We start from the raw sequence: 22,521 nt of genomic DNA, 5'->3' as shown, positions 1-22,521 counted from the left end.
CTCCACTGGAGGCATGGAATCCTCCACCCCCGTGACGTCCCCGGCCGTCGCATCCCGCGTGCGGCTGCCGTCGGCACCGGTCCGACCCCGTCCGACGGCCGCGCCGGTCGCGGCGATCTCGACGGGCGCCGTCGTCTCGGGATGCGGTGCTCTCATCCCCTGGACCGGCCCGCCGGCCGTCCTCGTGTCCTCGTTCGCGACGGCTCTCGCGGTCCTCGTCGGCTGGGCCGTCGACCGTGTCGTGGGGGCGACCCTCACGGCCCGTCGCGAACGATCACGATTCCTGGAGTCCCTCGACGAGGTCGACGAGGTCGTCACGCGCCTCCGGGCGGCACGGTCGCGTGAACTGGCCGACTGGTACCCGACGGCCGATCGGCTCGGTGCGTCCGACGCCGCACGTCGTCCGACCCGGGTGCTGGTGCTCGGGGTGGGTCGCGCCTCCAGCGGGCTCGTGCTCGAGGGGCGTCCCGAGGACGACCTCGAGCCGGGCGACCCGGCTGTGGCACGACTGGCACGCCTCCGGGCCGAGGCGGCCACCCTCGACGAGGCGCCGCTCTGCGTGCCCCTCTCGTCGACCGTCCGGGTCGTCGGACCGCCCGTCGTGGCCGAGGCCGTGGCATCGGGCCTCCGCCGTCAGCTGCGGGCGGCAGGGGCGTCGGCGGCCCAGGCGGCCGAGGCCGTCGACTGCGTGCTCGTCGGTGCGGTGCCCTCGGTGGGGGCCCCGCCCTCGGCCGAGCCGCCCCCGGTCGACACGGTCGTCGTGATCGGTCCGGACGGCGAGGCCACGGTCACCCTCAAGGACGGCCGGCCGTGTCGGCAGAGCCTGCGGGTCGCGTTCGTGTCGGTGCTCGACGACGCCGCGCGATGCGTCTAGCGGTCGAGCCCGCTTCCGAGACGGATGCGGCCGACGAGACCGTCACCGCCGGTGACCTTCTCGAGCGTGCGCTCGATCACGCGATCGGCGGCGGCCGCGTCGACAGCCCCCTCGTCGACCAGGAGGCGCAGCGCGACCAGGGTGCCGGCCCTCACGTTCCCGTCGAGCACCTTCACGGCCACCGCGACGCCGTCGGTCGTGCCCATCACCATGACGCCCTCGGCGCCCAGCTTGGCCAGCACGCCCAGCTCGTCGATCGTCACCGTGTTGGCGCGACCGGGGCCGTCGATCGCCCAGGCGTCGCCGAGGACGGCCTCGACGAGGTGCGCCGCGTGCTCGTCGCGTCCCGTGCCGGTCGGGCGGACCGACCCGGTGATGCGGGCGATCGCCCGGGCGAGGCCGACCACGGTGGTCGCGATCACCGGGGCGCCGCAGCCGTCGACACCGGCGTGGTCGACGGTCTCGCCGCTGAACTCGGCGACCGTCTCGCGGACGGCGGCCTGCAGGGGGTGGTCGGTGGCGACGTAGGTCGACGGGTCCCAGCCGTTCTCGGCGCAAGCGAGCAGGAACGAGGCGTGCTTGCCCGAGCAGTTCATGGCGAGGCGGCGCTTCGCGGACGCCTCGCGCGCGCTGGCCCGGTCGCCAGGCCAGTCCGGGGGGCAGAGGAGGTCGTCCTCGGTGCTGCCCGAACGGCCGAGCAGTGCCTCGACCACGTCGAGGTGGGCCCGCGTGCCGGCGTGGCTCGCCGTCGCCAGCACGGCCTGCGGACCGTCGAGCGAGACTCCGGACCGCAGCACCGTCAGCGCTTGCAGCGGTTTGAGGCACGAGCGCGGGTAGATGGTCGCGTCGGCGTCCCCGACCCGACGCAGTTCGTGCCCGTCGGCATCCACGACGACGCCCGCACCGAGGTGACGGCTCTCGTCCCAGCCCGATCGTTCGAGCACGGCCAGCTCGACGCTGCCCGAGGCGGTCAGGGGGTGACGGGAGGGCATGGAGGGGCGGGGGTCGGTCATGATGGGGAGTGTACCGAGGCCCGCCACGCGACCACGTCGCACCGACGAGGGGCCCGAGAGGGAGGCAGCATGCTCGACCACGACTACGCCGTCGACGTCCGGTGGACGGGCGACCGGGGCGAGGGCACCACCTCGTACCGTTCCTACGGCCGGGACAACACGATCGTCGCCACCGGCAAGCAGCACGACATCCTGGCGTCGGCCGATCGCACGTTCCACGGCGACGCCGACCGGTGGAATCCCGAGGAGCTGCTGCTCGCCGCACTGGCACAGTGCCACCTTCTCAGCTACCTGCACGTCGCCGCCACCGCGGGCGTGGTCGTGGTCGCCTACGAGGACGCCGCCGTGGGGCGCATGACCCAGACGCAGGACGGCGGCGGTCGCTTCACGTCGGTGACCCTGCGGCCCCGGGTGACCGTCGCCGACGACGACATGGTCGAGCGCGCCCTCGAGCTGCACGCCGAGGCGAGCCGCAAGTGCTTCATCGCGGCGTCCGTCGCCTTCCCCGTCGGCCACGAGCCGACCGTGGTGGCGGCGTCCAGAGAAGCCGACCGGGCGTGAGGCAGAATGGCACGGCACCTCCGCCGCGCCGAGTCCCACGGCGCGAGCCCTGTCCCTCCGACCGAGAGATCCCCATGCGCCGCTCCCTCGCCCTCCTGGCCGTCCCCGCCCTCCTCCTGTCGTTGGCGGCCTGTGCCGGCGACGCCGGTGGGTCGTCCGACACCGCGACGCCGACCAGCTCGGCGTCGGCGACCTCCGACGCCCCGCTGCGGGCCTCGGGTGAGCCCCAGGCTCCGCAGGCCGGCTTCCCGACCGTCGAGCTCGACGCCGACGGCCGTCCGACGGTGACCGTCCCCGATGCGGACGCCCCGACCGAGCTCGGGGTCGAGACCCTGATCAAGGGCGACGGCGCCACGGTCCAGGCCGGTGACACCGTCACGGTCCAGTACCAGGGCGTCATCTGGAACACCGGCGAGATCTTCGACGAGAGCTGGTCCCGCGGCGCGCCGGCCACCTTCTCGACCGACCAGGTCATCACCGGTTTCGCGGACGGCATGGTCGGACAGACCGTGGGGTCGCAGACCGTCGTCGTCATCCCGCCTGCCGACGGCTACGGCGAGTCCGGGCAGCCCCAGGCCGGCATCTCGGGCACCGACACGCTCGTCTTCGTCATCGACATCCTCGCCGTCTCCTAGCCGGCCGTCGCCGTCGACCTCCGAGACGACTCCTCGATGACCCGCACCGCGCCTCCTCGTCCGTCCACCCGTGTCCGTCGAGGACGGCTCGTCGCCCTGGCGGCCGTCCCGCTCGTCGCTCTCGCCCTGAGCGGTTGCACGGGTGGTTCCGACCAGCCGGCGCCCACGGCGAGTGGTGCGTCCGGCGACTGCAAGGCGCCCGAGTCGGGGTCGTTGTCCGACGGCGTCGACGTCACGGGCGAGGTCGAGGCCGAGCCCGAGGTCAGCTTCGACACCCCGCTCGACGTCACGTCGACCCAACGCACGACCCTGGTCGAGGGCAGTGGCGAGGTCGCCGCTCAGGGCGCGGTGGCCAACGTCCGCATCGCGGTCTACGACGCGACCACCGGGGCCGAGGTCACGTCGGCCGGTTTCGACGAGGGCCAGCAGCCCACGCAGCTCACGGTGAGCACCGACTACTACGTGCCGGGCATCGTCGACGCGATCGCCTGCGTGCCCTCGGGCAGCCGAACGGTGACCGTCGCCTCGGCGGCCGACATGACGACGGCGACCGCGGGGGAGCAGGCCGCCACGCCCACTCCCGTGGTCATCGTCGCCGACGTCGTCTCGATCGTACCGACCAGGGCGACGGGCGAGGCCCAGCCTCCGCAGGACGGTTTCCCGACGGTCGAGCTCGCCGACGACGGTCAGCCGACCGTGACCATCCCGGCCGGCACCGACCCGCCGTCCGACCTGCGGATCGAGGTCCTCAAGAAGGGCGACGGTCCCGTCGTCCCCGACCCCGCGAACGTCACCGTCCAGTACCAGGGCGTCAACTGGACCACCGGCGAGGTCTTCGACCAGAGCTGGGGCAAGGGCACGCCGACGCCGTTCTCGACCGACCAGGTCGTGCCCGGGTTCGCCGAGGCCATGATCGGTCAGACGGTCGGCTCGCAGGTCGTGGTGATCATCCCGCCCGCCGAGGGCTACGGCGAGGCCGGCCAGCCCTCGGCCGGCATCGGCGGCACCGACACGCTCGTCTTCGTGATCGACATCCTCGCCGTCGCCTAGCCGTGGGTCTCCGGCCACGGGTCGCCCCGCCACCGGCCACCCGTCGCGGCGAACGGCCCCGCCGGTGCTCGCCCTAGGCTGACCCCATGCGTCGCATCACGATCCTCGGCTCCACCGGTTCGATCGGGGTCCAGGCCCTCGACGTCGTCCGGGCCCACCCCGACCTCTTCGAGGTCGTCGGCCTCTCCGCCGGCTCCGACCGCCAGGGCGTGGCCGCCCAGGCGGCCGAGTTCGGCGTCGAGCACACGGCCCTCGGCACCGACGAATCGGTGCAGCTCGTCCGCGACGTCCAGGCCGACGTCGTCCTGAACGGCATCACGGGCTCGGTCGGCCTCGCGCCGACCCTCGCCGCCCTCGACTCGGGTGCCTCGCTCGCCCTGGCGAACAAGGAGAGCCTGATCGTCGGTGGCGACCTCGTGACGCAGCGGGCCGCCCCCGGTCAGATCGTGCCGGTCGACTCCGAGCACTCGGCGATCGCGCAGGCCCTTCGGTCGGGCACCGACCGCGAGGTGCGGCGGCTGGTCCTGACGGCGTCGGGCGGGCCGTTCCGCGGTCGCACGCGGGACTCGCTGGCCGACGTCACCCCGCGCGAGGCGCTCGCGCACCCCACCTGGGACATGGGCCTGGTCGTCACGACGAACTCGTCGACCCTGGTCAACAAGGGGCTCGAGGTGATCGAGGCGCACCTGCTGTTCGACGTCGACTACGACCACATCGACGTCACGGTGCACCCGCAGTCGATCGTCCACTCGATGGTCGAGTTCGTCGACGGCTCGACCATCGCCCAGGCCTCGCCCCCCGACATGCGCCTGCCGATCTCGCTCGGACTCGCCTGGCCGGACCGCGTCGACGGGGTGGGCGTCCCGCTCGACTGGACCCGCGCCTCCACCTGGACCTTCGAGCCGCTCGACGAGCAGGCCTTCCCGGCCGTCCGGCTCGCCAAGCAGGTCGGGCGGGCCGGGGGCACCTACCCGGCCGTCTTCAACGCGGCCAACGAGCAGGCCGTCCTGGCGTTCCACGCGGGACGCGTCGGGTACCTCGACATCCTCGACGTCGTCGAGGCCGTCGTCGACCGGCACACCGCGGGCGAGAGCAGCCTCGAGGGCGTGCTCGACGCCGAACGCTGGGCACGGGCCGAGGCCGACGCGCTGCTCGCCCGCTGAGCCCGCCGCCCCAGTTCGGGGCTCCCAGCGTCGTCATGGCGTCGGCGCGGTGGACGTCCGGGCACAGGCGGCTACCCTTGCCCGGTGCAGACGATCCTCCTCTTCGTGCTCGGCGTCCTGGTCATGGTCGTCGGGTTGGCCGTGTCGATCGCCCTGCACGAGGTGGGCCACCTCGTGCCGGCGAAGAAGTTCGGCGTGAAGGTCGGCCAGTACATGATCGGCTTCGGGCCGACCGTCTTCTCGCGCAAGAAGGGCGAGACCGAGTACGGCGTCAAGGCGCTGCCCCTCGGCGGCTACATCTCGATGTCGGGCATGTTCCCTCCGGGCAAGACCGGGGGAGGCGCGCGCCAGTCGAGCACCGGTTTCTTCAACACCCTCGTGCAGGACGCTCGGACCGCCAGCGCCGAGACCGTCGACGAGGGCGACGAGTCGCGCACCTTCTACCGCCTGCCCGTGTACAAGCGCGTCATCATCATGCTCGGCGGGCCCTTCATGAACCTGCTCATCGCGATCGTGTTGTTCGCCGTGCTGCTCTGCGGCTTCGGCGTCCAGCAGGCGAGCACGACCGTCGGCAGCGTCAGCACCTGCGTCCTGCCCGCCGGGTCGACCGAGACGAGTTGCCCGTCCGACGCACCCGAGGCCCCCGCCTACGCCGCGGGCATGCTGAACGGCGACCGGATCGTGTCGATCGACGGCACGACCGTCACCGACGGCGACCAGATCACGAGCATCCTGCAGCGTTCGCCCGGTGACACCCTCGACGTCGTCGTCGACCGCGACGGCACCGAGCGCACGCTGCAGGTGACGCCGGCGCTGTCCGAACGCTACGTGACCACGTCGAGCGGGGCCGTGGCGACGAACCCCGACGGCAGTTCGCAGACGCAGGAGGTCGGCTTCGTCGGCATCGGCTTCGCCTACGAGAAGGTGCGCGAGCCCGTGACGGCCGTGCTGCCGGCCGTCGGCGACAACATCGCACACGTCGTCGGCGTCATCGTCACGCTGCCGCAGCGTCTCGTCGGGGTGGCCCAGGCCGCCTTCGGCGGGGCCGAGCGCGACCCGAACGGCCCCGTCAGCGTCGTCGGCGTCGGGCGCATGGCGGGCGAGATCGCGAGCCTCGACACCATCCCGGTGGTCGACCGCATCAGCACCCTCGTCGGTCTGCTCGCGAGCCTCAACGTCGCGCTGTTCGTGTTCAACCTGGTGCCGCTGATGCCGCTCGACGGCGGCCACGTGGCCGGCGCCCTGATCGAGGCGATCCGCCGCGGCTTCGCCAAGCTCTTCCGCCGTCCCGATCCGGGCCCCGTCGACACGGCCAAGGCCATCCCCGTGACCTTCGCCATCGTGATCCTGCTCGGGGGCATGACCGTCCTGCTGACCTACGCCGACATCGTGAACCCGATCGACATCTTCGGCTGACGACCCGTGGCGAGCGTCGCGTGACGGGCCGGTCACCCGCCCGTCACGCGGCGTCCAGCGCCGAGGTTTACGATGACACCGTGCCAGCAGTCAATCTCGGAATGCCGAAGGTCCCCGAAGTCCTCGCCCCGCGCCGCAAGACGCGGCAGATCAAGGTCGGCAAGGTGCTCGTGGGTGGCGACGCCCCCGTCAGCGTGCAGTCGATGACCACGACTCCGACCCCCAACATCAACGCCACCCTGCAGCAGATCGCCGAGCTCACGGCCAGCGGCTGCGACATCGTGCGCGTCGCCGTGCCGAGCCGTGACGACGCCGAGGCCCTTCCGATCATCGCGAAGAAGAGCCAGATCCCGGTCATCGCCGACATCCACTTCCAGCCCAACTACGTCTACCAGGCGATCGACGCCGGTTGTGCGGCCGTCCGGGTCAACCCCGGCAACATCCGCAAGTTCGACGACCAGGTCGGCAAGATCGCCGCTGCGGCGAAGGCGGCCGGCGTCTCGATCCGCATCGGCGTCAACGCCGGCTCGCTCGAGCCCAGCATCCTGCAGAAGTACGGCAAGGCCACCCCCGAGGCGCTCGTCGAGTCCGCCGTGTGGGAGGCCTCGCTGTTCGAAGAGCACGACTTCCACGACTTCAAGATCTCGGTCAAGCACAACGACCCGATCGTCATGGTCAAGGCCTACCGCCAGCTCGCCGAGCGCGGCGACTGGCCCCTGCACCTCGGCGTCACCGAGGCCGGTCCCGAGTTCCAGGGCACGATCAAGTCGGCCACGGCGTTCGGCATCCTGCTGAGCGAGGGCATCGGCGACACCATCCGCGTCAGCCTCAGTGCCCCGCCCGCCCAAGAGGTCAAGGTCGGTCTGCAGATCCTGCAGTCGCTCAACCTGCGCGAGCGCAAGCTCGAGATCGTCAGCTGCCCCAGCTGCGGTCGTGCCCAGGTCGACGTCTACAAGCTCGCCAACGACGTCACCGACGGGCTCGAGGGCATGACCGTGCCCCTGCGCGTCGCCGTCATGGGCTGCGTCGTCAACGGCCCGGGCGAGGCCCGCGAGGCCGACCTCGGCGTCGCGTCCGGCAACGGCAAGGGCCAGATCTTCGTCAAGGGAGAGGTCATCAAGACCGTGCCCGAGTCCGAGATCGTCCAGACGCTCATCGACGAGGCCAACCGCCTCGCCGCCGAGATGCCCCCCGGCGAGTTGGGCTCGCCCGAGGTCGTCACCGTCTGACCCGGTACGCCCCGGGGGCGACGCGACCCCCTGCAGGAGGCGCGGTGCGAGTGTTCTCGCACCGCGCCTCCTGCCTGTGGTCGCGTCCGTGCCCGGGGTCGCCCCGGCCGTGTGTCGTCGTGTGACGCCCCGATGTGACGCGCCCCGGGGCGTCGGCCAGCATGGACGACGCACCGCGACAGCCTCGGCCCACCCCCGAGCGGTGCTCCCGCAGCGCCCCGAGAGGAACCCATGACCAGCAGCGCCCCCCTGATCGACGCCCCCAAGAAGGGCCCCGGTCGACTGATCGCCATCATCGTCGCGGTCGTCGTCGTGCTCGCCGCCGTCGGCATCGCGATCGGAGTCACCCGTGGCGGTGGCGACGACGAGACCGTCCGCATCGGCGTCGTCGGCGCGAGCGACCCCTACTGGGCCGACTTCGTCCAGGCCGCGGCCGACGAGGGCATCACGGTCGACCTCGTGGACTACTCGGACTACGAGCAGCCGAACCCGGCCCTCGCCGACGGCGAGATCGACCTGAACCAGTTCCAGCACATCGTCTACCTCGCGCAGTACGACGTGGCCTCGGGCAACGACATCGTGCCGATCGGTTCGACGGCGATCTACCCCCTGCCGCTGTACTCGTCGAAGTACACCGAGCTGAGCGACTTCCAGCAGGGCGACACCATCGCGATCCCCGACGACTCGAGCAACCTGGCCCGCGCCCTGCTCGTGCTGCAGTCGAACGGCCTGGTCTCGCTGAAGGACGGCGGGACGATCTTCTCGGGCGTCAACGACGTCGACGAGTCGAAGTCGAAGGTCAAGGTCGCCACGGTGAGCGCCGACCTCGCCGCCACGTCGCTGCCCGACTACGCCGGCGCGATCATCAACAACGACTTCGCGACGAAGGCCGGCCTGTCGACCGACGACGTCATCGCCCAGGACGACCCCAACGACCCCTCGTCGGTGCCGTACGCCAACGTCTTCGCCGCCCGTGCGGAGGACAAGGACAACGCCACCTACCAGAAGCTCGTGCAGATCTACCAGGACACCAAGGCCGTCACCGACGGCGTCGTCGACAACTCGGGCGGCACGGCGATCATCACGAAGATCCCCGTGAGCGACCTCGAGAAATCGCTGACCGAGACCGAGAAGCTCGTCGAACAGAACGGCTGACCCCACCAGGTCGCCACCCCCGGCCCGGACCGCGCGCAGGCACCCGCCCGCGGTCCGGGCCTCCGCCCGTGCCGAGGAGAACGCGTGCCCGCCATCACCCTGACCGACGTCGTCAAGACGTACCCGCCCCGCGAGAAGGGCGCCGCACCGCTGACCGCGGTCGACGGCGTCAGCCTCGAGATCGCCGAGGGCGAGATCTTCGGCATCATCGGCTACTCGGGAGCGGGGAAGAGCACCCTGGTGCGCCTCGTCAACGCCCTCGAGCCCACGACGAGCGGGAGCATCCGCGTCGACGGTCGCGAGATCACGGGCCTGCGTGAGCGCGACCTGCGCGGGGTCCGGGCCGGCATCGGCATGATCTTCCAGCAGTTCAACCTCTTCTCGTCGAAGACGGTCTGGGGCAACGTCGAGTTCCCGCTCAAGGCGGCGGGCGTGCCCAAGGCCGAGCACCAGCGGCGCATCAGCGACCTGCTCCACTTCGTCGGCCTCGGCGACAAGGCCCACGCGCGGCCGGACCAGCTCTCGGGTGGACAGAAGCAGCGCGTCGGCATCGCCCGGGCGCTCGCGACGAACCCCCGCATCCTGCTGGCCGACGAGGCGACGAGCGCGCTCGACCCCGAGACGACGAGCGAGGTGCTCGCGCTGCTCAAGCGCGTCAACGCCGAGCTCGGCATCACCATCGTCGTGATCACCCACGAGATGGACGTCATCAAGTCGATCGCCGACCGGGTGGCCGTGATGGACTCCGGCCGTGTCGTCGAGACCGGCCCCACCTTCGAGGTGTTCTCCGACCCGCAGCAGGCGTCGACCAAACGGTTCGTCTCGACCGTCATCGCGGGCACGCCCCACGGCGACGAGCTCGAGGCGTTGCGAGGCCGGCACGACGGCACCCTGGTGTCGGTGCGCATCGCCGAGGGCGGCGTCGACCAGCGAGACGTCTTCGCCCTGCTCGCCCGTCACGGCCTCTCGTTCGAGATCGTCTTCGGTGGCGTGAACGACATCCAGGGGCGCACCTTCGGCACCCTGACCCTCGCCGTGACCGGCGACGACGAGGCCGTCCGCGCGGCCGTCGCCGAGCTGGGCGACAACGCGACCGAACTGCCCGCCTCGCCGACGACCTCGGCCGCACCCACGGAAGGACGCTGACATGGACTCCCTGATCGAGCTGCAGCCGATGCTGTGGCAGGCGGCCGTCGAGACCGTCTACATCGTCGCCCTGACGCTGCTCTTCGGTGGCATCGGCGGGCTCGTGCTCGGCCTGGCGCTCTACCTGACGCGGGCCGGGGCGCTGTTCGCGAACCGTGTCGTCTACGGTGTGCTGAACGTGGTCGTGAACGTGTTCCGACCGATCCCGTTCATCATCTTCCTGGCCGCGGCCCAGCCGTTGGCGAGGTTCGTCATCGGTTCGGGCAGCGGCAACCCGGCCATCATCTTCACCCTGTCGCTCGCCGCGTCGTTCGCGATCTCGCGCATCGTCGAGCAGAACCTGCTCACCGTGCAGCCGGGCGTCATCGAGGCGGCACGAGCCGCGGGGGCGGGCCCGGCCCGCATCATCGGTACGGTTCTGCTGCCCGAGGCGCTCGGACCGCTCGTCCTCGGGTACACGTTCATCTTCGTCGCGCTGGTCGACATGTCGGCGGTGGCCGGGTACATCGGCGGTGGCGGGCTCGGCAACTTCGCCCTGCTCTACGGCTACCGGCAGTTCGACCCGGTCGTGACCTGGGCCGCGGTGCTGCTGATCATCGTCCTGGTGCAGCTCGTCCAGTTCCTCGGCAACTGGCTGGCGAGGCGCGCGCTGCGTCGATGAGGCACCGGGGCCGTGGTCACCGGTGCTGTCGGGGGACTGGTTTACAGTGGGGCGCGTGACCGACACCGCCACTGCCAGCCAGACCCCGCCGCCGGCCTCGGCCCCCGTGACGCCCGCCGAGCTCGAGCGGGCCCGGCAGATCGTCGGGGCGGTGTCGCAGGCGTTCTCTCGCAAGGTCGTGGGTCAGACGGCCCTCCGTGACACCCTGCTCGTCGCTCTGATCACCGGCGGGCACGTCCTGCTCGAGAGCGTCCCGGGGCTGGCCAAGACGACCGCCGCCCAGACCATCGCTCAGTCGATCGACGCCAGCTTCCGGCGCATCCAGTGCACGCCCGACCTGTTGCCGAGCGACATCACGGGCACCCAGATCTACGACGCCCAGAAGTCGACGTTCGTCACCCAGCTCGGGCCGGTCCACTCGAACTTCGTCCTGCTCGACGAGATCAACCGGTCGAGCGCCAAGACCCAGAGCGCCATGCTCGAGGCGATGCAAGAGCGGCAGACCACCATCGGCGGCACGGTCTACCGGCTGCCGTCGCCTTTCCTCGTCCTGGCCACGCAGAACCCGATCGAGCAAGAGGGCACCTACCAGCTGCCCGAGGCGCAGCTCGACCGCTTCCTGTTGAAAGAGATCCTCGACTACCCGACGCCGGCCGAAGAGGCCGAGATCATCCGGCGCATCGAGAGCGGCGTCTACGACGAGGCCGCCGCGCCGTCCACGGGCGTCGGCCTGGCCGACGTCGTCTACCTGCAAGACCTGGCCAAGCGCGTCTACGTCGACGCGTCGATCGTCAACTACATCGTGCAGCTCATCTACGTCACGCGGCACCCGCAGCAGTACATCCCGGCCACCCTCGCCGACTACGTCGAGTTCGGGGCCAGCCCCCGGGCCAGCATCGCTTTCATGCAGGCGGCCCGTGCCCTGGCCCTGCTGCACGGTCGCGACTACGTCATCCCCGAGGACGTCAAGCACCTGCGGCACTCCGTGCTGCGACACCGCATGATCCTGAACTACGAGGCGACCGCCGACGAGGTCGCGCCCGAGACGATCATCGACGCCGTGTTCGGCGCCGTCCAGACCCCCTGACGCCGGTGGCCAGCCTGCTGTTGCGCGTGCGGACGAAGATGGGACTCTTCGCCCATCGCCGCACCATCGACCTGCTCGAGGGCGGCTACGCCTCGGTGCACCACGGGCGCAGCCACGACTTCGACGACCTCCGGGCCTACGTCCCGGGCGACGAGGTGAAAGACATCGACTGGAAGGCCACGGCCCGTCACGGCGAGCCGCTGGTCAAGCGGTACATCGCCAGCCGACGGCAGAACCTCGTCCTGGTGATGGACACCGGTCGCAACATGGCGGCGACGGCCACGAGCGGCGAGTCCAAGAAAGACATCGCGCTGATGGCGGCGGGCGCCCTCGCCTACATCGCCGCGAAGCACGGCGACGTCGTGTCCCTGGTGGCGGGCGACTCGTCCGGTACTCGCGCACACCCGGCCGGCGCGACCGAGGCCCACCTCGAGACCCTCCTGCGGCAGGTCGACCGACGGGTCGACCTCGACGCCCCGACCAGCGACCTCGCCTCGGTCCTCGAGTGGGTCGCCCGCGGCATCCGACGCCGCTCGATGCTGCTGGTGGTCACCGACGACGTCGCGATCGACGAGCGCATCACCCGCTTGCTCCGCCGTCTGCGCGCCCAGCACGAGGTCGTCTGGCTGACGATCGGCGACGCCGACCTGATGACCCGTGCGGGCCACGCGGGCGAGGTCTTCGACGTGCGAGAGATGTCCGGGCTGCCGGCCTACCTCCGCGAGAACGCGCAGCTCCGGCGCGAGTTCGACGAGTCGTCCCTCCGCCGCACGGGCGACACCGAGCGCGAACTCCTGGCCCTCGGCATCAGCAGCCAGCGACTCGGCAGCCAGGCCGAGGTCGTGCCGGGCCTGTTCGCCCTGATCGAGAAGCACCGCCGTGTCGGGCGCTGACGACTTCTTCGGGCCCTACCAGTACCCGCTCTGGGTGCTCTGGCTCGTTCTGGGCCTGGTCGGGCTGGCCCTCGTGGTCGCCTGGTACGTCTTCGTGTTCCGTTTCTCGGCACGCCGACTTCCCCCGGCGCGGCGAGCGGCCCAGGCGGCGTCCCGACCGGCTGCCCTCGCCGACACCAAGGCGAAGTACCTCGCCCTCATCGACGAGGTCGAGACGGCCGCGATCTCGGGGCGGCTCAACGACCGCGGGGTGCATTCCCGGCTCAGCCTGCTGTTGCGGTTCTTCGCGCACGAGACGAACGGCGTCGACACGCACGTGATGACCCTCGCCGACCTGCGCGAGTCGAACCTGCCCCGGCTCGTCGGCGCGGTCGAGCAGTACTACCCGCCGGCCTTCCGACTCGAAGAGCCCGGCGACACCACCCGTGCCGTCGCCACCGCGAGAGACCTGGTGTCGTCATGGGGCTGATCTTCTGGTGGTTGCCGCTGGTCGCACTGGCGGTCGTGGCGGTGGCGGCGTGGCTCTACGTGCGGTGGAGGCGCCGAGACAGGGCGCGCCTCCGTCGTCTCGGCGTCCCGGTCGCTCACGGCGAGCGACTGACCGCGCTGCCCGCCTACCAGCGCGTCGTCCGGCGCTACCGTGCCGCGCTCGCGGTCGTGCTCGTCGCCATGGTGGCGCTGACCGGCCTCAGCGTCCTGCTCGCGGCCCGCGTCTCGAGCACCGACGTCGTCGAACCCCAGTCGTACAAGCGCGACATCATGCTCTGCCTCGACGTGTCGGGCTCCATGACCGAGGTCGACTCCCAGATCGTCGACACGTTCTCGACCCTCTCGCAGGGGCTCGACGGCGAACGCGTCGGGCTGTACCTCTTCGACAGCTCGGCCGTGCAGGCGTTCCCGCTCACCGACGACTACGACTTCGTCCGGACGCAACTCGAGCAGTACCGCGACTCGTTCGACACGATGGGCGAGAACGGGACCCGCTACTGGACGGGCACCGACCTCGGTGACGGTGCCTCGTTGATCGGTGACGGGCTGGCCTCGTGCGTCCTCGGCTTCGGCGACGACGACAGCACGCGGCCCAAGTCGGTCGTGCTCGCCACCGACAACTACGTCAACGGCAAGGCCCTGCTCACGCTCACCGAGGCAGCCGACCTGGCGACCGAACGCGACGTCCGCGTGTACGCGGTGAACCCCGCCGACCACGCCACGGACGCCGTGGCCGACCAGGTCGCGGCCGAACTGCGCACCGCGGCCGAGTCGACCGACGGCGGCTACTACGCCCTCGACGATTCGACGACCGTGCCGCAGATCGTCGACGAGATCGACGCCCGCGAGGCGGGGCTGTTCACGGGGGCCCGACGGCTCGTGGTGACCGACCATCCGCAGGCTCTGGCGATCGCCGCCTTGCTCGTCGCGATGGGCGGGCTCGTGATGCTCTGGCGGGTGCGGCTGTGATCGCCCGGGCGCTGGTCTTCCAGCCCGTGCTGCCCTGGTGGCTCCTCGGCGTGGCCGCCGTCGCCCTGCTCGGATTCACCGGCTGGCGCGTCGTGGCCGAGCGGGGCCGACGACGGGCGCTGCTCACCTGGGTGCGACGTCTGGTGATCGTCGCCCTGCTCCTCGTCGTCGCCGTGCGGCCGAGCCTCCCGGGCGGGTCGGCCCAGGCGTCGGTCGCCCAGCTCAACGTCTTCTTCGTGGTCGACACGACCTCGAGCATCGCGGCCGAGGACTGGGGCGACGGCCAGCGTCGTCTCGACGGCGTGCGGGCCGACATCGCCGAGGTCACCTCGCAGCTGGCGGGCGCCCGGTTCTCGCTGCTGTCCTTCGACAGCACCGCCGTCCTCCGGACGCCGCTGACCGACGACGCCTCCGCCGTGGTCGCCGCGGCGGACGCCATGAACCAAGAGGTCACCTACTACTCGAGCGGCAGTTCCGTGAGCGAGGCGAACGACCTGCTGGCCGAGCGGTTGACCGAGGCGCGGCAGAGCGCCCCCGAGCGGGCCAACGTCGTCTACTACCTCGGCGACGGCGAGCAGACCAGCGGCACCGAGCCCGAGAGCTTCGCGGCCTCGGCCGGTGACGTCGACGGCGGTGCCGTCTTCGGCTACGGCACCGAGCAGGGGGGCAAGATGCGCGTCTTCGACGGCTACGGCGACGAGTACTCGACCAAGGAGTACATCCAGGACCGCACGCAGCCCGGCGATCCCGACGCCGTCTCGACGATCGACGAGGACGCCCTCCGGCGCATCGCCGATCAGCTCGGCGTGCCGTACGTGCACCGCACGGCCGAGACGTCCGTGGAGGCCGCCGTCGCGGACGCCCGCGACGGGGCCGTCACCTCGGACGAGGGGCGGGCCGACAGCCTGATCGACCTCTACTGGATCGCCGCGATCCCGGCGTTCCTCCTGCTCTTGATGGACGTCGCCCTCGTGGCCAGGGCCCTGGGCGAGGTCCGCCCGACCCGGACCCTGCGCGACGAGCGTGGGCCGGGCCGGGGGCGTGGCCGTGCCGCGACGTCGGCCGTCGACGACACCCGACCCTGGAGGGGAGCACGCCCGTGACCGACACCCTCGTCCCGCCGCCCGTCGACGAGATCCGCCGCGCCCACGAGGCCGAGGCCGGTCCCACCGTCGAGCAGTACCGCAAGCGCCTCCGGCGTCGGCTGCTGCTCTGGTCGGCCCCGGTCGTCCTCGTGGTGTTGCTCGTCGCGCTCAAGCTGCTCAGCCTGCCCACCTTCGCCGCCCTGACGCAGTGGTCGTACGGTGACCAGCAGTTCGAACGCAGCGCCTCCCTCTCGGAGCCGCTCGGCGTCGCCAACGTGGTCGAGCCGTGGGTGCACCACTTCGACCGGGGCACCGCCTACGCGCAGATCGGCGTTCTCGACGTGGCACGGCAAGAGTTCGTCACGGCGCTCGACCTCGCCCCCGAGGACGCGACGATCTCGTGTGTGATCCGGGTCAACCTGGTGCTCACGATCGAGGCGCAGGGTGACGCCGCCCTGCTCGAACTGCGCTACGCCGACGCCGAGGAGTTGTACGAACTCGGGCAGAAGACCGTCGACGAGGCGCCCGAGGGTTGCTTCCAGCCGCCGGAGGACCCCCAGCAACCCGACACCTCGCAGCCGCTCGACGACGCCCAGCAGCGCCTCGACGAGAAGGGGCAGCAGGCCCAGGGGGGCCAGGGCGACGAGCAGCAGCCCGGAGGCGACGACGGCAGCGATCCCGGTGCCGGGGGAGACGCGCCGGGCGAGGGCGAGGGGCAGGCCGAGTCCGACGACCCCCTCGACCAGCTGCAGCAGCAGGGCGAGCAGAGCCAGCAGCAGCAGCAACAAGACACCGACCGCGACCGCTACTACGAGCAGAACCCGGGCGACTACGACGGCAAGCCGTGGTGACCCGGGGGCGGCCCTAAGCTGGACGGGTGTCCACACGTCTCTCCCAGCTCTTCGTCCGCACCCTCCGAGAAGACCCCTCCGACGCCGAGGTGACCAGCCACCGGCTGCTCGTCCGCGCCGGGTACATCCGGCGTCAGGCGCCGGGCGTCTTCGCCTGGCTGCCGCTCGGCCTGCGCGTCAAGGCCAGGATCGAGGCGGTCATCCGCGACGAGATGCAGGCCGCCGGAGCCCAAGAGGTGCACTTCCCCGCCCTGCTGCCCCGTGAGCCCTACGAGGCCACCGGGCGCTGGACCGAGTACGGCGACGGCATGTTCCGGCTGAAGGACCGCAAGGACGCCGACTACCTGCTGGCCCCCACTCACGAAGAGGCCTTCACCTTGTTGGTGAAAGACCTCTACTCGTCGTACAAAGACCTGCCCCTGACGCTGTTCCAGATCCAGGACAAGTACCGCGACGAGGCGCGGCCCCGGGCCGGCCTGCTGCGTGGCCGCGAGTTCACGATGAAAGACGCCTACTCGTTCGACGCGTCCGACGCCGGGCTCGACGAGAGCTACCAGAAGCAGCGCGACGCCTACGAGCGCATCTTCACCCGTCTCGGCCTCGAGTACGTCATCGTCAAGGCCGACGCCGGGGCCATGGGTGGCTCGCGCAGCGAGGAGTTCCTGCACCCGACCGTCATCGGCGAGGACACCTTCGTCCGATCGGCCGGCGGTTACACCGCGAACGTCGAGGCCTTCACGACGATCGTCCCCGACACGGTCCCGCTCGAGGGCCTCGCCCCCGCCCGCCGCCTGGCACCCGCCGACACGCCGACCATCGACTCGCTCGTGGCCCAGCTCAACGCCGACGAGGCTCGGGACTCCGGCCCCTGGACGGCCGCCGACACGCTGAAGAACGTCGTCGTCGCGCTCAGTCACCTCGACGGAAGCCGTGAGCTCGTCGTCGTCGGCCTGCCCGGCGACCGCGAGGTCGACATGAAGCGGCTCGAGGTCGCATTCGCCCCGGCCGAGGTCGAGGCCGCCGGCGACGCCGACTTCGTGAAGAACCCCGTCCTGGTCCGCGGTTACCTCGGCCCCCAGGTGCTCGGCGGCGAGTCCGACTCGGGCATCCGGTACTTCGTCGACCCCCGTGTGGTCGAGGGTTCGGCCTGGGTCACCGGGGCGAACGAGAAGGGCGTGCACGTCGCCGACCTGGTCATGGGTCGCGACTTCACCGCGGACGGCACCATCGAGGCCGCACAGGTCCGCGAGGGCGACCCCGCCCCCGACGGCTCCGGTCCGATCGAGACCGCCCGCGGCATGGAGATCGGCCACGTCTTCCAGCTCGGTCGCAAGTACGCCGAGGCGCTCGGCCTCAAGGTGCTCGACGAGAACGGCAAGCAGGTCACGGTCACGATGGGGTCGTACGGCATCGGCGTCACCCGCATCCTCGCGGTGATCGCCGAGGCGAACAACGACGCCAAGGGCCTGATCTGGCCCGCGAACGTCGCCCCCTTCGACGTGCACGTCGTGGCCACGGGCAAGGACCCCGTGGTCTACGAGGTCGCCGAGAAGCTCACCGCCGAGCTCGAGGCCCACCGCCTCGACGTCCTCTACGACGACCGTCCCAAGGTCTCGCCCGGCGTCAAGTTCGGCGACGCCGAACTTCTCGGCGTGCCGCAGATCGTCGTCGTCGGCCGCTCGGCCGGCGAGGGCGTCGTCGAGCTCTGGGACCGCCGCACGGGCGAGCGCACCCCGGTCCCCGTGGCCGAGGCCGTCGCGACCCTGACGGCTCCGCGGGCGTCCTGAGCGCCGGCACCGCGCCTCCTCGTCCCGGTCGGGACGACCCCGAGGAGGCGCGGTGCCGACCCCGGCGATCGGTCCGCCGGGCACCGCGCTCTCGGGTACCGTAGAGCACATGCTGTGCGCGCCATCGTGCGTGCAGCCTGCAGATCTGAATAGTGGAGGCCCTCAGTGGACATCGACCTGAGCGTGCTGCGTCTCATGGAGCGCGAGCGTGAAATCCCCTTCGACGAACTCGTGCGCATCATCGAGCAGGCCATCCTGACGGCCTACCTCAAGCACACGAACCAGCCCGAGAGTCGCATCCCGGCTGCTCGCGTCGAACTCGACCGCAAGACCGGGCACGTCTCGGTCTTCGCCATCGAACGCGACGACGAGGGCGAGGTCGTCGGCGAGTCCGTCGACAGCCCCAGCGACTTCGGCCGCATCGCCGCCTTCGCCGCCAAGCAGGTCATCAACCAGCGCCTGCGCGACATCGGCGACGACAAGGTGCTCGGCCAGTTCAAGGGCCGTGAGGGCGACATCGTCGCGGGCGTGATCCAGCAGGGGCCCAACCCCCGCATGATCCACGTCGACCTCGGCACGGTCGAGGCGATCCTGCCGCCCGAAGAGCAGGTGCCGGGTGAGAAGTACACCCACGGCTCGCGCATCCGCGTGTACGTCACGGGCGTCAGCAAGGGCACGAAGGGGCCGCAGATCACGGTCTCGCGCACCCACCCGTCGCTCGTGCGCAAACTCTTCGCCCTCGAGGTGCCCGAGATCGCCAGCGGTGTCGTCGAGATCGTCTCGCTGGCCCGCGAGGCCGGTCACCGCACCAAGATGGCCGTCCGTGCGACCGAGCCCGGCGTCAACGCCAAGGGTGCCTGCATCGGCGAGATGGGGCAGCGCGTGCGTGCGGTCACCACCGAACTCAACGACGAGAAGATCGACATCGTCGACTACTCGAGCGACCTGCCCACCTTCGTCGCCAGTGCGCTGTCGCCGGCCAAGGTCTCGTCGGCCTTCGTGATCGACGCGTCCACCAAGGCCGTTCGGGCCCTCGTGCCCGACTACCAGCTGTCGCTCGCGATCGGCAAAGAGGGGCAGAACGCCCGCCTCGCCGCGAAGCTCACGGGCGCGCGGATCGACATCCAACCGGACAGCATCCTCGAAGACGACTGATCGCTCCGACACGACCGCGACACGACGAGGGCGACCGGTGCACCACGCCGTTCGCCTTCGGCGTCTCCCGTCCGACGACCCGAGGGGGTAGGGTGGAACCCGTTAGAACGTGCATCGGTACTCGAGCGCGCGCTCCACGATCCGCACTCGTGCGGGTCGTCGCCCGAAACGGACGTCTCGTGGTCGATCCGACCGCGACCCTTCCCGGGCGGGGTGCGTGGTTGACGCCGTCGATCGACGCGTTCGAGTCGGCAGTGAAGCGCAGGGCTTTCCGTCGTGCACTCCGCCTCGACTCCGAACCCGACGTCGACGACCTCCGCGCCCACCTCACGCGGATCACCACGTCACGACCCATCGCCACGACAGAACAGGCTGAACGGCACATGGACAACTGATGAGCAACCACCAATGAGCGGCTCGAAATGAGACCCGTCCAGAACTGAGGGTTCCTCCCGTCTCGGGAAGGGCCCGAGACAGGAGAACTGTGGCTAAACCACGCGTACACGAGATCGCCAGCGAGCTGGGGATCGACAGCAAGACCGCACTAGAGAAGCTCAAAGAGATGGGCGAGTTCGTCAAGGGACCGTCGTCCAGCGTCGAGCCTCCCGTCGCCCGCAAGCTGCGCCAGGCCTTCGCCGGCGCCGCGAAGCCCGCCACCCCCGCTGCCAAGGCCCCCTCGGCCGGTGCCGCCGCGCAGCCCACGAGCTCGGCACCCAAGCCCGGCGGTCCCCGACCGGCAGCTCCCAAGCCCCCCGTCGCCGAGCCGACGCCCGCCCCCGTGGCGGCGGCCGAGCCCGACGTCGACGCGGCACCCGCACCCGTCGCCCCGCTGACGGTCGCCGAGCGACAGGCCCAGGCCGAGGCGCAGCGCGCCGCAGCCGCGGCAGCCGCCAAGGACGACGTGGCGGCTCCGGCCGACGACGCCGCGAAGCCCGGTGCAGCCGGTCCCAAGCCCGGCGGCCCCCGCCCCGGTGCTCCGCGTCCCGGCAACAACCCGTTCGCCAGCAACCAGGGCATGGGTCGCCCCAGCGCGCCCCGTCCCGGCGGCTCCGGTGCGGCCAGCAGCATGCCGCGTCCCGGTGGCGCCGCAGGCCCCCGTCCGATGGCCCCGCGTCCCGGTGCTCCTCGTCCGGGCGCCCCGCGTCCCGGCGTCGGTGCCGGCCCCCGTCCCAACGGCTTCGGCCAGCGTCCCGCCGGTGGCGGGGCAGGTCGTCCCGGCGGTGCCGGTGGTGGCTTCCAGCGTCCCGGTGCCGGTGCTCCCGGCGCGGCCGGCGGCTTCCGCCCCGGCTTCAGCGGTCCCCGTCCCTCCGGTGGCGGCGGTCGCGGCCGTGGCCCCGGTGGCGGCACGGCCGGTGCGTTCGGTCGCGGTGGCGGCAAGAGCAAGGCACGCAAGTCGAAGCGGACGAAGAGGGCCGAGTTCGAGATGCGCTCGGCTCCGTCGCTGGGTGGCGTCAGCGTCCCCCGTGGCGACGGCAGCACCATCGTCCGCCTCCGTCGTGGCGCGTCCATCAGCGACTTCGCCGACAAGATCGACGCGAGCCCCGGCAACCTGGTGACCGTCCTCTTCCACCTCGGTGAGATGGCGACGGCGACCGAGTCGCTCGACGAGGCGACCTTCCAGGTCCTCGGCGAAGAGCTCGGCTACAACATCCAGGTCGTCTCGCCCGAAGACGAAGACAAAGAGCTGCTCGAGGGCTTCGACATCGACCTCGAGCAAGAGCTCGAGGACGAGGACGAGTCCGTCCTGCAGATCCGTCCTCCCGTCGTCACCGTCATGGGTCACGTCGACCACGGCAAGACGCGACTCCTCGACGCGATCCGCAACGCCAACGTGGTCGCCGGCGAAGCCGGTGGCATCACGCAGCACATCGGCGCCTACCAGGTGTGGGCTCCGCACGAGGGCGTCGAGCGCGCCATCACCTTCATCGACACCCCCGGTCACGAGGCGTTCACCGCCATGCGTGCCCGTGGTGCGCAGGTCACCGACATCTCGATCCTCGTGGTCGCGGCCGACGACGGCATCATGCCGCAGACGGTCGAGGCGTTGAACCACGCCCAGGCCGCCGGCGTGCCGATCGTGGTCGCGGTCAACAAGATCGACAAAGAGGGCGCCAACCCGGCCAAGGTGCGTCAGCAGCTCACCGAATACGGCCTCGTCGCCGAGGAATACGGCGGAGACGTCATGTTCGTCGACGTGTCGGCCCGTGACAACAAGAACATCGACGCCCTCCTCGAGGCCGTCCTGCTCACGGCCGACGCCGGTCTCGACCTGCGTGCCAACCCCGACAAGGACGCCCGCGGTGTCGCCATCGAGGCCCGCCTCGACAAGGGCCGCGGTGCCGTCGCGACGGTGCTGATCCAGTCGGGCACGCTGCGCGTCGGTGACGCCATCGTCGCCGGCACGGCCTACGGCCGCGTCCGCGCCATGGTCGACGAGAACGGCGACTCGGTCGACGAGGCCTACCCGAGCCGGCCCGTGCTGGTCCAGGGTCTGTCGAGCGTTCCCCGAGCCGGAGACACCTTCCTCGTCACCGAGGAGGACCGCACGGCTCGTCAGATCGCCGAGAAGCGTGAAGCCGTCGAGCGCAACGCGTCGCTGGCCAAGGCCCGCAAGCGCATCTCGCTCGAGGACTTCACCCGTGCTCTCGAAGAGGGCAAGGTCGAGGCTCTCAACATCATCATCAAGGGTGACGTGTCCGGTGCCGTCGAGGCGCTCGAAGAGTCCCTGCTCAAGATCGAGGTGGACGACAGCGTGCAGCTGCGCATCATCCACCGCGGTGTGGGTGCGGTCACCGAGAGCGACGTCAACCTGGCGACGGTCGACAACGCCGTCATCATCGGGTTCAACGTGCGTCCCGACACGAAGGCTCGTGAGCGTGCTGCTCGCGAGGGTGTCGACGTGCGGTTCTACTCGGTCATCTACGCGGCACTCGAGGACATCGAGAACTCGCTCAAGGGCATGCTCAAGCCCGAGTTCGAGGAGAAGCAGTCCGGTGTCGCCGAGATCCGCGAGATCTTCCGCTCGTCGAAGGTCGGGAACATCGCCGGTGTCATCGTGCGATCGGGAACGATCACCCGTAACGCTCGTGCCCGTGTCATCCGCGAGGGCGTCGTCGTCGGCGACAACCTGGCGATCGACTCGCTGCGTCGTTTCAAGGACGACGTCACCGAGGTGCGGACGGACTTCGAGGCCGGCATCGGTCTCGGCAAGTTCAACGACATCCAGATCGGCGACGAGATCGAGACCATCGAGATGGTCGAGAAGCCCCGGGTCTGACCCGGCGTCATCGCAGTACACGAGG

The 22,521-nt window shown here is 70.9% G+C and carries 21 protein-coding genes; 20 read left to right on the top strand and 1 reads right to left on the bottom strand.

Features of this window, described 5'->3' with window-relative positions:
• The first annotated feature begins 13 nt into the window (after positions 1–13).
• Entirely contained in the window at positions 14–874 is an 861-nt protein-coding gene (locus AC1MBW_RS00220) for a hypothetical protein (protein WP_480025058.1), read from the top strand.
• Here AC1MBW_RS00220 and AC1MBW_RS00215 read toward each other — a convergent pair.
• A complete protein-coding gene (locus tag AC1MBW_RS00215; protein ID WP_480025057.1) occupies positions 871–1,887 on the bottom strand; it encodes an asparaginase in 1,017 nt (338 codons plus the stop codon). The genes AC1MBW_RS00220 and AC1MBW_RS00215 overlap by 4 nt on opposite strands.
• A gap of 69 nt (positions 1,888–1,956) precedes the next feature.
• On the opposite strand from AC1MBW_RS00215, the gene AC1MBW_RS00210 reads away from it, so the two are divergent.
• From AC1MBW_RS00210 to infB, 19 genes are all read left to right on the top strand, one after another.
• Positions 1,957–2,448: an OsmC family protein gene (locus tag AC1MBW_RS00210; RefSeq protein WP_054145772.1), complete on the top strand. Its 492-nt coding sequence runs from the start codon at positions 1,957–1,959 to the stop codon at positions 2,446–2,448.
• Between the two features lie 74 nt (positions 2,449–2,522).
• The gene (locus AC1MBW_RS00205; protein ID WP_054145771.1) at positions 2,523–3,083 is read left to right on the top strand and encodes an FKBP-type peptidyl-prolyl cis-trans isomerase; all 561 of its coding nucleotides are present in this window, start codon (positions 2,523–2,525) and stop codon (positions 3,081–3,083) included.
• Positions 3,084–3,119: 36 nt separating this feature from the next.
• Positions 3,120–4,133 (top strand): FKBP-type peptidyl-prolyl cis-trans isomerase, encoded by a 1,014-nt coding sequence (locus tag AC1MBW_RS00200; RefSeq protein WP_480025056.1) that lies wholly within the window; start codon positions 3,120–3,122, stop codon positions 4,131–4,133.
• Positions 4,134–4,219: 86 nt separating this feature from the next.
• The gene (gene dxr / locus AC1MBW_RS00195; RefSeq protein WP_054145769.1) at positions 4,220–5,296 is read left to right on the top strand and encodes a 1-deoxy-D-xylulose-5-phosphate reductoisomerase; all 1,077 of its coding nucleotides are present in this window, start codon (positions 4,220–4,222) and stop codon (positions 5,294–5,296) included.
• 84 nt (positions 5,297–5,380) lie between these two features.
• On the top strand, positions 5,381–6,712 hold the full coding sequence (locus tag AC1MBW_RS00190; RefSeq protein ID WP_218141786.1) for a M50 family metallopeptidase: 1,332 nt from the start codon (positions 5,381–5,383) through the stop codon (positions 6,710–6,712).
• Between the two features lie 80 nt (positions 6,713–6,792).
• Positions 6,793–7,941, top strand: coding sequence for a flavodoxin-dependent (E)-4-hydroxy-3-methylbut-2-enyl-diphosphate synthase (gene ispG / locus AC1MBW_RS00185; protein ID WP_171007237.1), 1,149 nt, complete (start codon positions 6,793–6,795; stop codon positions 7,939–7,941).
• A 231-nt stretch (positions 7,942–8,172) separates the two neighbouring features.
• Positions 8,173–9,096 carry a MetQ/NlpA family ABC transporter substrate-binding protein gene (locus AC1MBW_RS00180; protein ID WP_480025055.1) on the top strand — a complete coding sequence of 308 codons (924 nt, stop codon included), beginning with the start codon at positions 8,173–8,175 and terminating at the stop codon, positions 9,094–9,096.
• An 84-nt stretch (positions 9,097–9,180) separates the two neighbouring features.
• Entirely contained in the window at positions 9,181–10,242 is a 1,062-nt protein-coding gene (locus AC1MBW_RS00175) for a methionine ABC transporter ATP-binding protein (RefSeq protein ID WP_054145767.1), read from the top strand.
• A 1-nt stretch (position 10,243) separates the two neighbouring features.
• Entirely contained in the window at positions 10,244–10,903 is a 660-nt protein-coding gene (locus tag AC1MBW_RS00170; RefSeq protein WP_480025054.1) for a methionine ABC transporter permease, read from the top strand.
• Positions 10,904–10,958: 55 nt separating this feature from the next.
• Positions 10,959–11,990, top strand: a complete 1,032-nt coding sequence (locus AC1MBW_RS00165; protein ID WP_480025053.1) for an AAA family ATPase — start codon at positions 10,959–10,961, stop codon at positions 11,988–11,990.
• A gap of 5 nt (positions 11,991–11,995) precedes the next feature.
• Positions 11,996–12,883, top strand: coding sequence for a DUF58 domain-containing protein (locus tag AC1MBW_RS00160; RefSeq protein ID WP_054145766.1), 888 nt, complete (start codon positions 11,996–11,998; stop codon positions 12,881–12,883).
• Positions 12,870–13,352, top strand: a complete 483-nt coding sequence (locus tag AC1MBW_RS00155) for a hypothetical protein (protein ID WP_054145765.1) — start codon at positions 12,870–12,872, stop codon at positions 13,350–13,352. Before AC1MBW_RS00160 ends, AC1MBW_RS00155 begins: the two co-directional genes overlap by 14 nt.
• Complete coding sequence (locus AC1MBW_RS00150; protein ID WP_054145764.1) at positions 13,343–14,341, top strand: vWA domain-containing protein; 999 nt, start codon at positions 13,343–13,345, stop codon at positions 14,339–14,341. The genes AC1MBW_RS00155 and AC1MBW_RS00150 overlap by 10 nt, the downstream gene beginning before the upstream one ends.
• Positions 14,338–15,444 (top strand): VWA domain-containing protein, encoded by a 1,107-nt coding sequence (locus AC1MBW_RS00145; protein ID WP_480025052.1) that lies wholly within the window; start codon positions 14,338–14,340, stop codon positions 15,442–15,444. The genes AC1MBW_RS00150 and AC1MBW_RS00145 overlap by 4 nt, the downstream gene beginning before the upstream one ends.
• Positions 15,441–16,277, top strand: a complete 837-nt coding sequence (locus tag AC1MBW_RS00140) for a hypothetical protein (RefSeq protein WP_480025051.1) — start codon at positions 15,441–15,443, stop codon at positions 16,275–16,277. Before AC1MBW_RS00145 ends, AC1MBW_RS00140 begins: the two co-directional genes overlap by 4 nt.
• Positions 16,278–16,303: 26 nt before the next feature.
• Positions 16,304–18,064 carry a proline--tRNA ligase gene (locus AC1MBW_RS00135; RefSeq protein ID WP_480025050.1) on the top strand — a complete coding sequence of 587 codons (1,761 nt, stop codon included), beginning with the start codon at positions 16,304–16,306 and terminating at the stop codon, positions 18,062–18,064.
• Positions 18,065–18,229: 165 nt separating this feature from the next.
• Positions 18,230–19,219 (top strand): transcription termination factor NusA, encoded by a 990-nt coding sequence (gene nusA, locus AC1MBW_RS00130; RefSeq protein WP_054145760.1) that lies wholly within the window; start codon positions 18,230–18,232, stop codon positions 19,217–19,219.
• Between the two features lie 92 nt (positions 19,220–19,311).
• On the top strand, positions 19,312–19,614 hold the full coding sequence (locus AC1MBW_RS00125; RefSeq protein ID WP_480025049.1) for a YlxR family protein: 303 nt from the start codon (positions 19,312–19,314) through the stop codon (positions 19,612–19,614).
• 89 nt (positions 19,615–19,703) lie between these two features.
• A complete protein-coding gene (gene infB / locus AC1MBW_RS00120; RefSeq protein WP_480025048.1) occupies positions 19,704–22,496 on the top strand; it encodes a translation initiation factor IF-2 in 2,793 nt (930 codons plus the stop codon).
• Positions 22,497–22,521 lie beyond the last annotated feature (25 nt).

It is taken from the genome of Frigoribacterium sp. AP1 (assembly GCF_056680555.1).
This window is presented reverse-complemented; position numbering and strand designations above follow the sequence as displayed.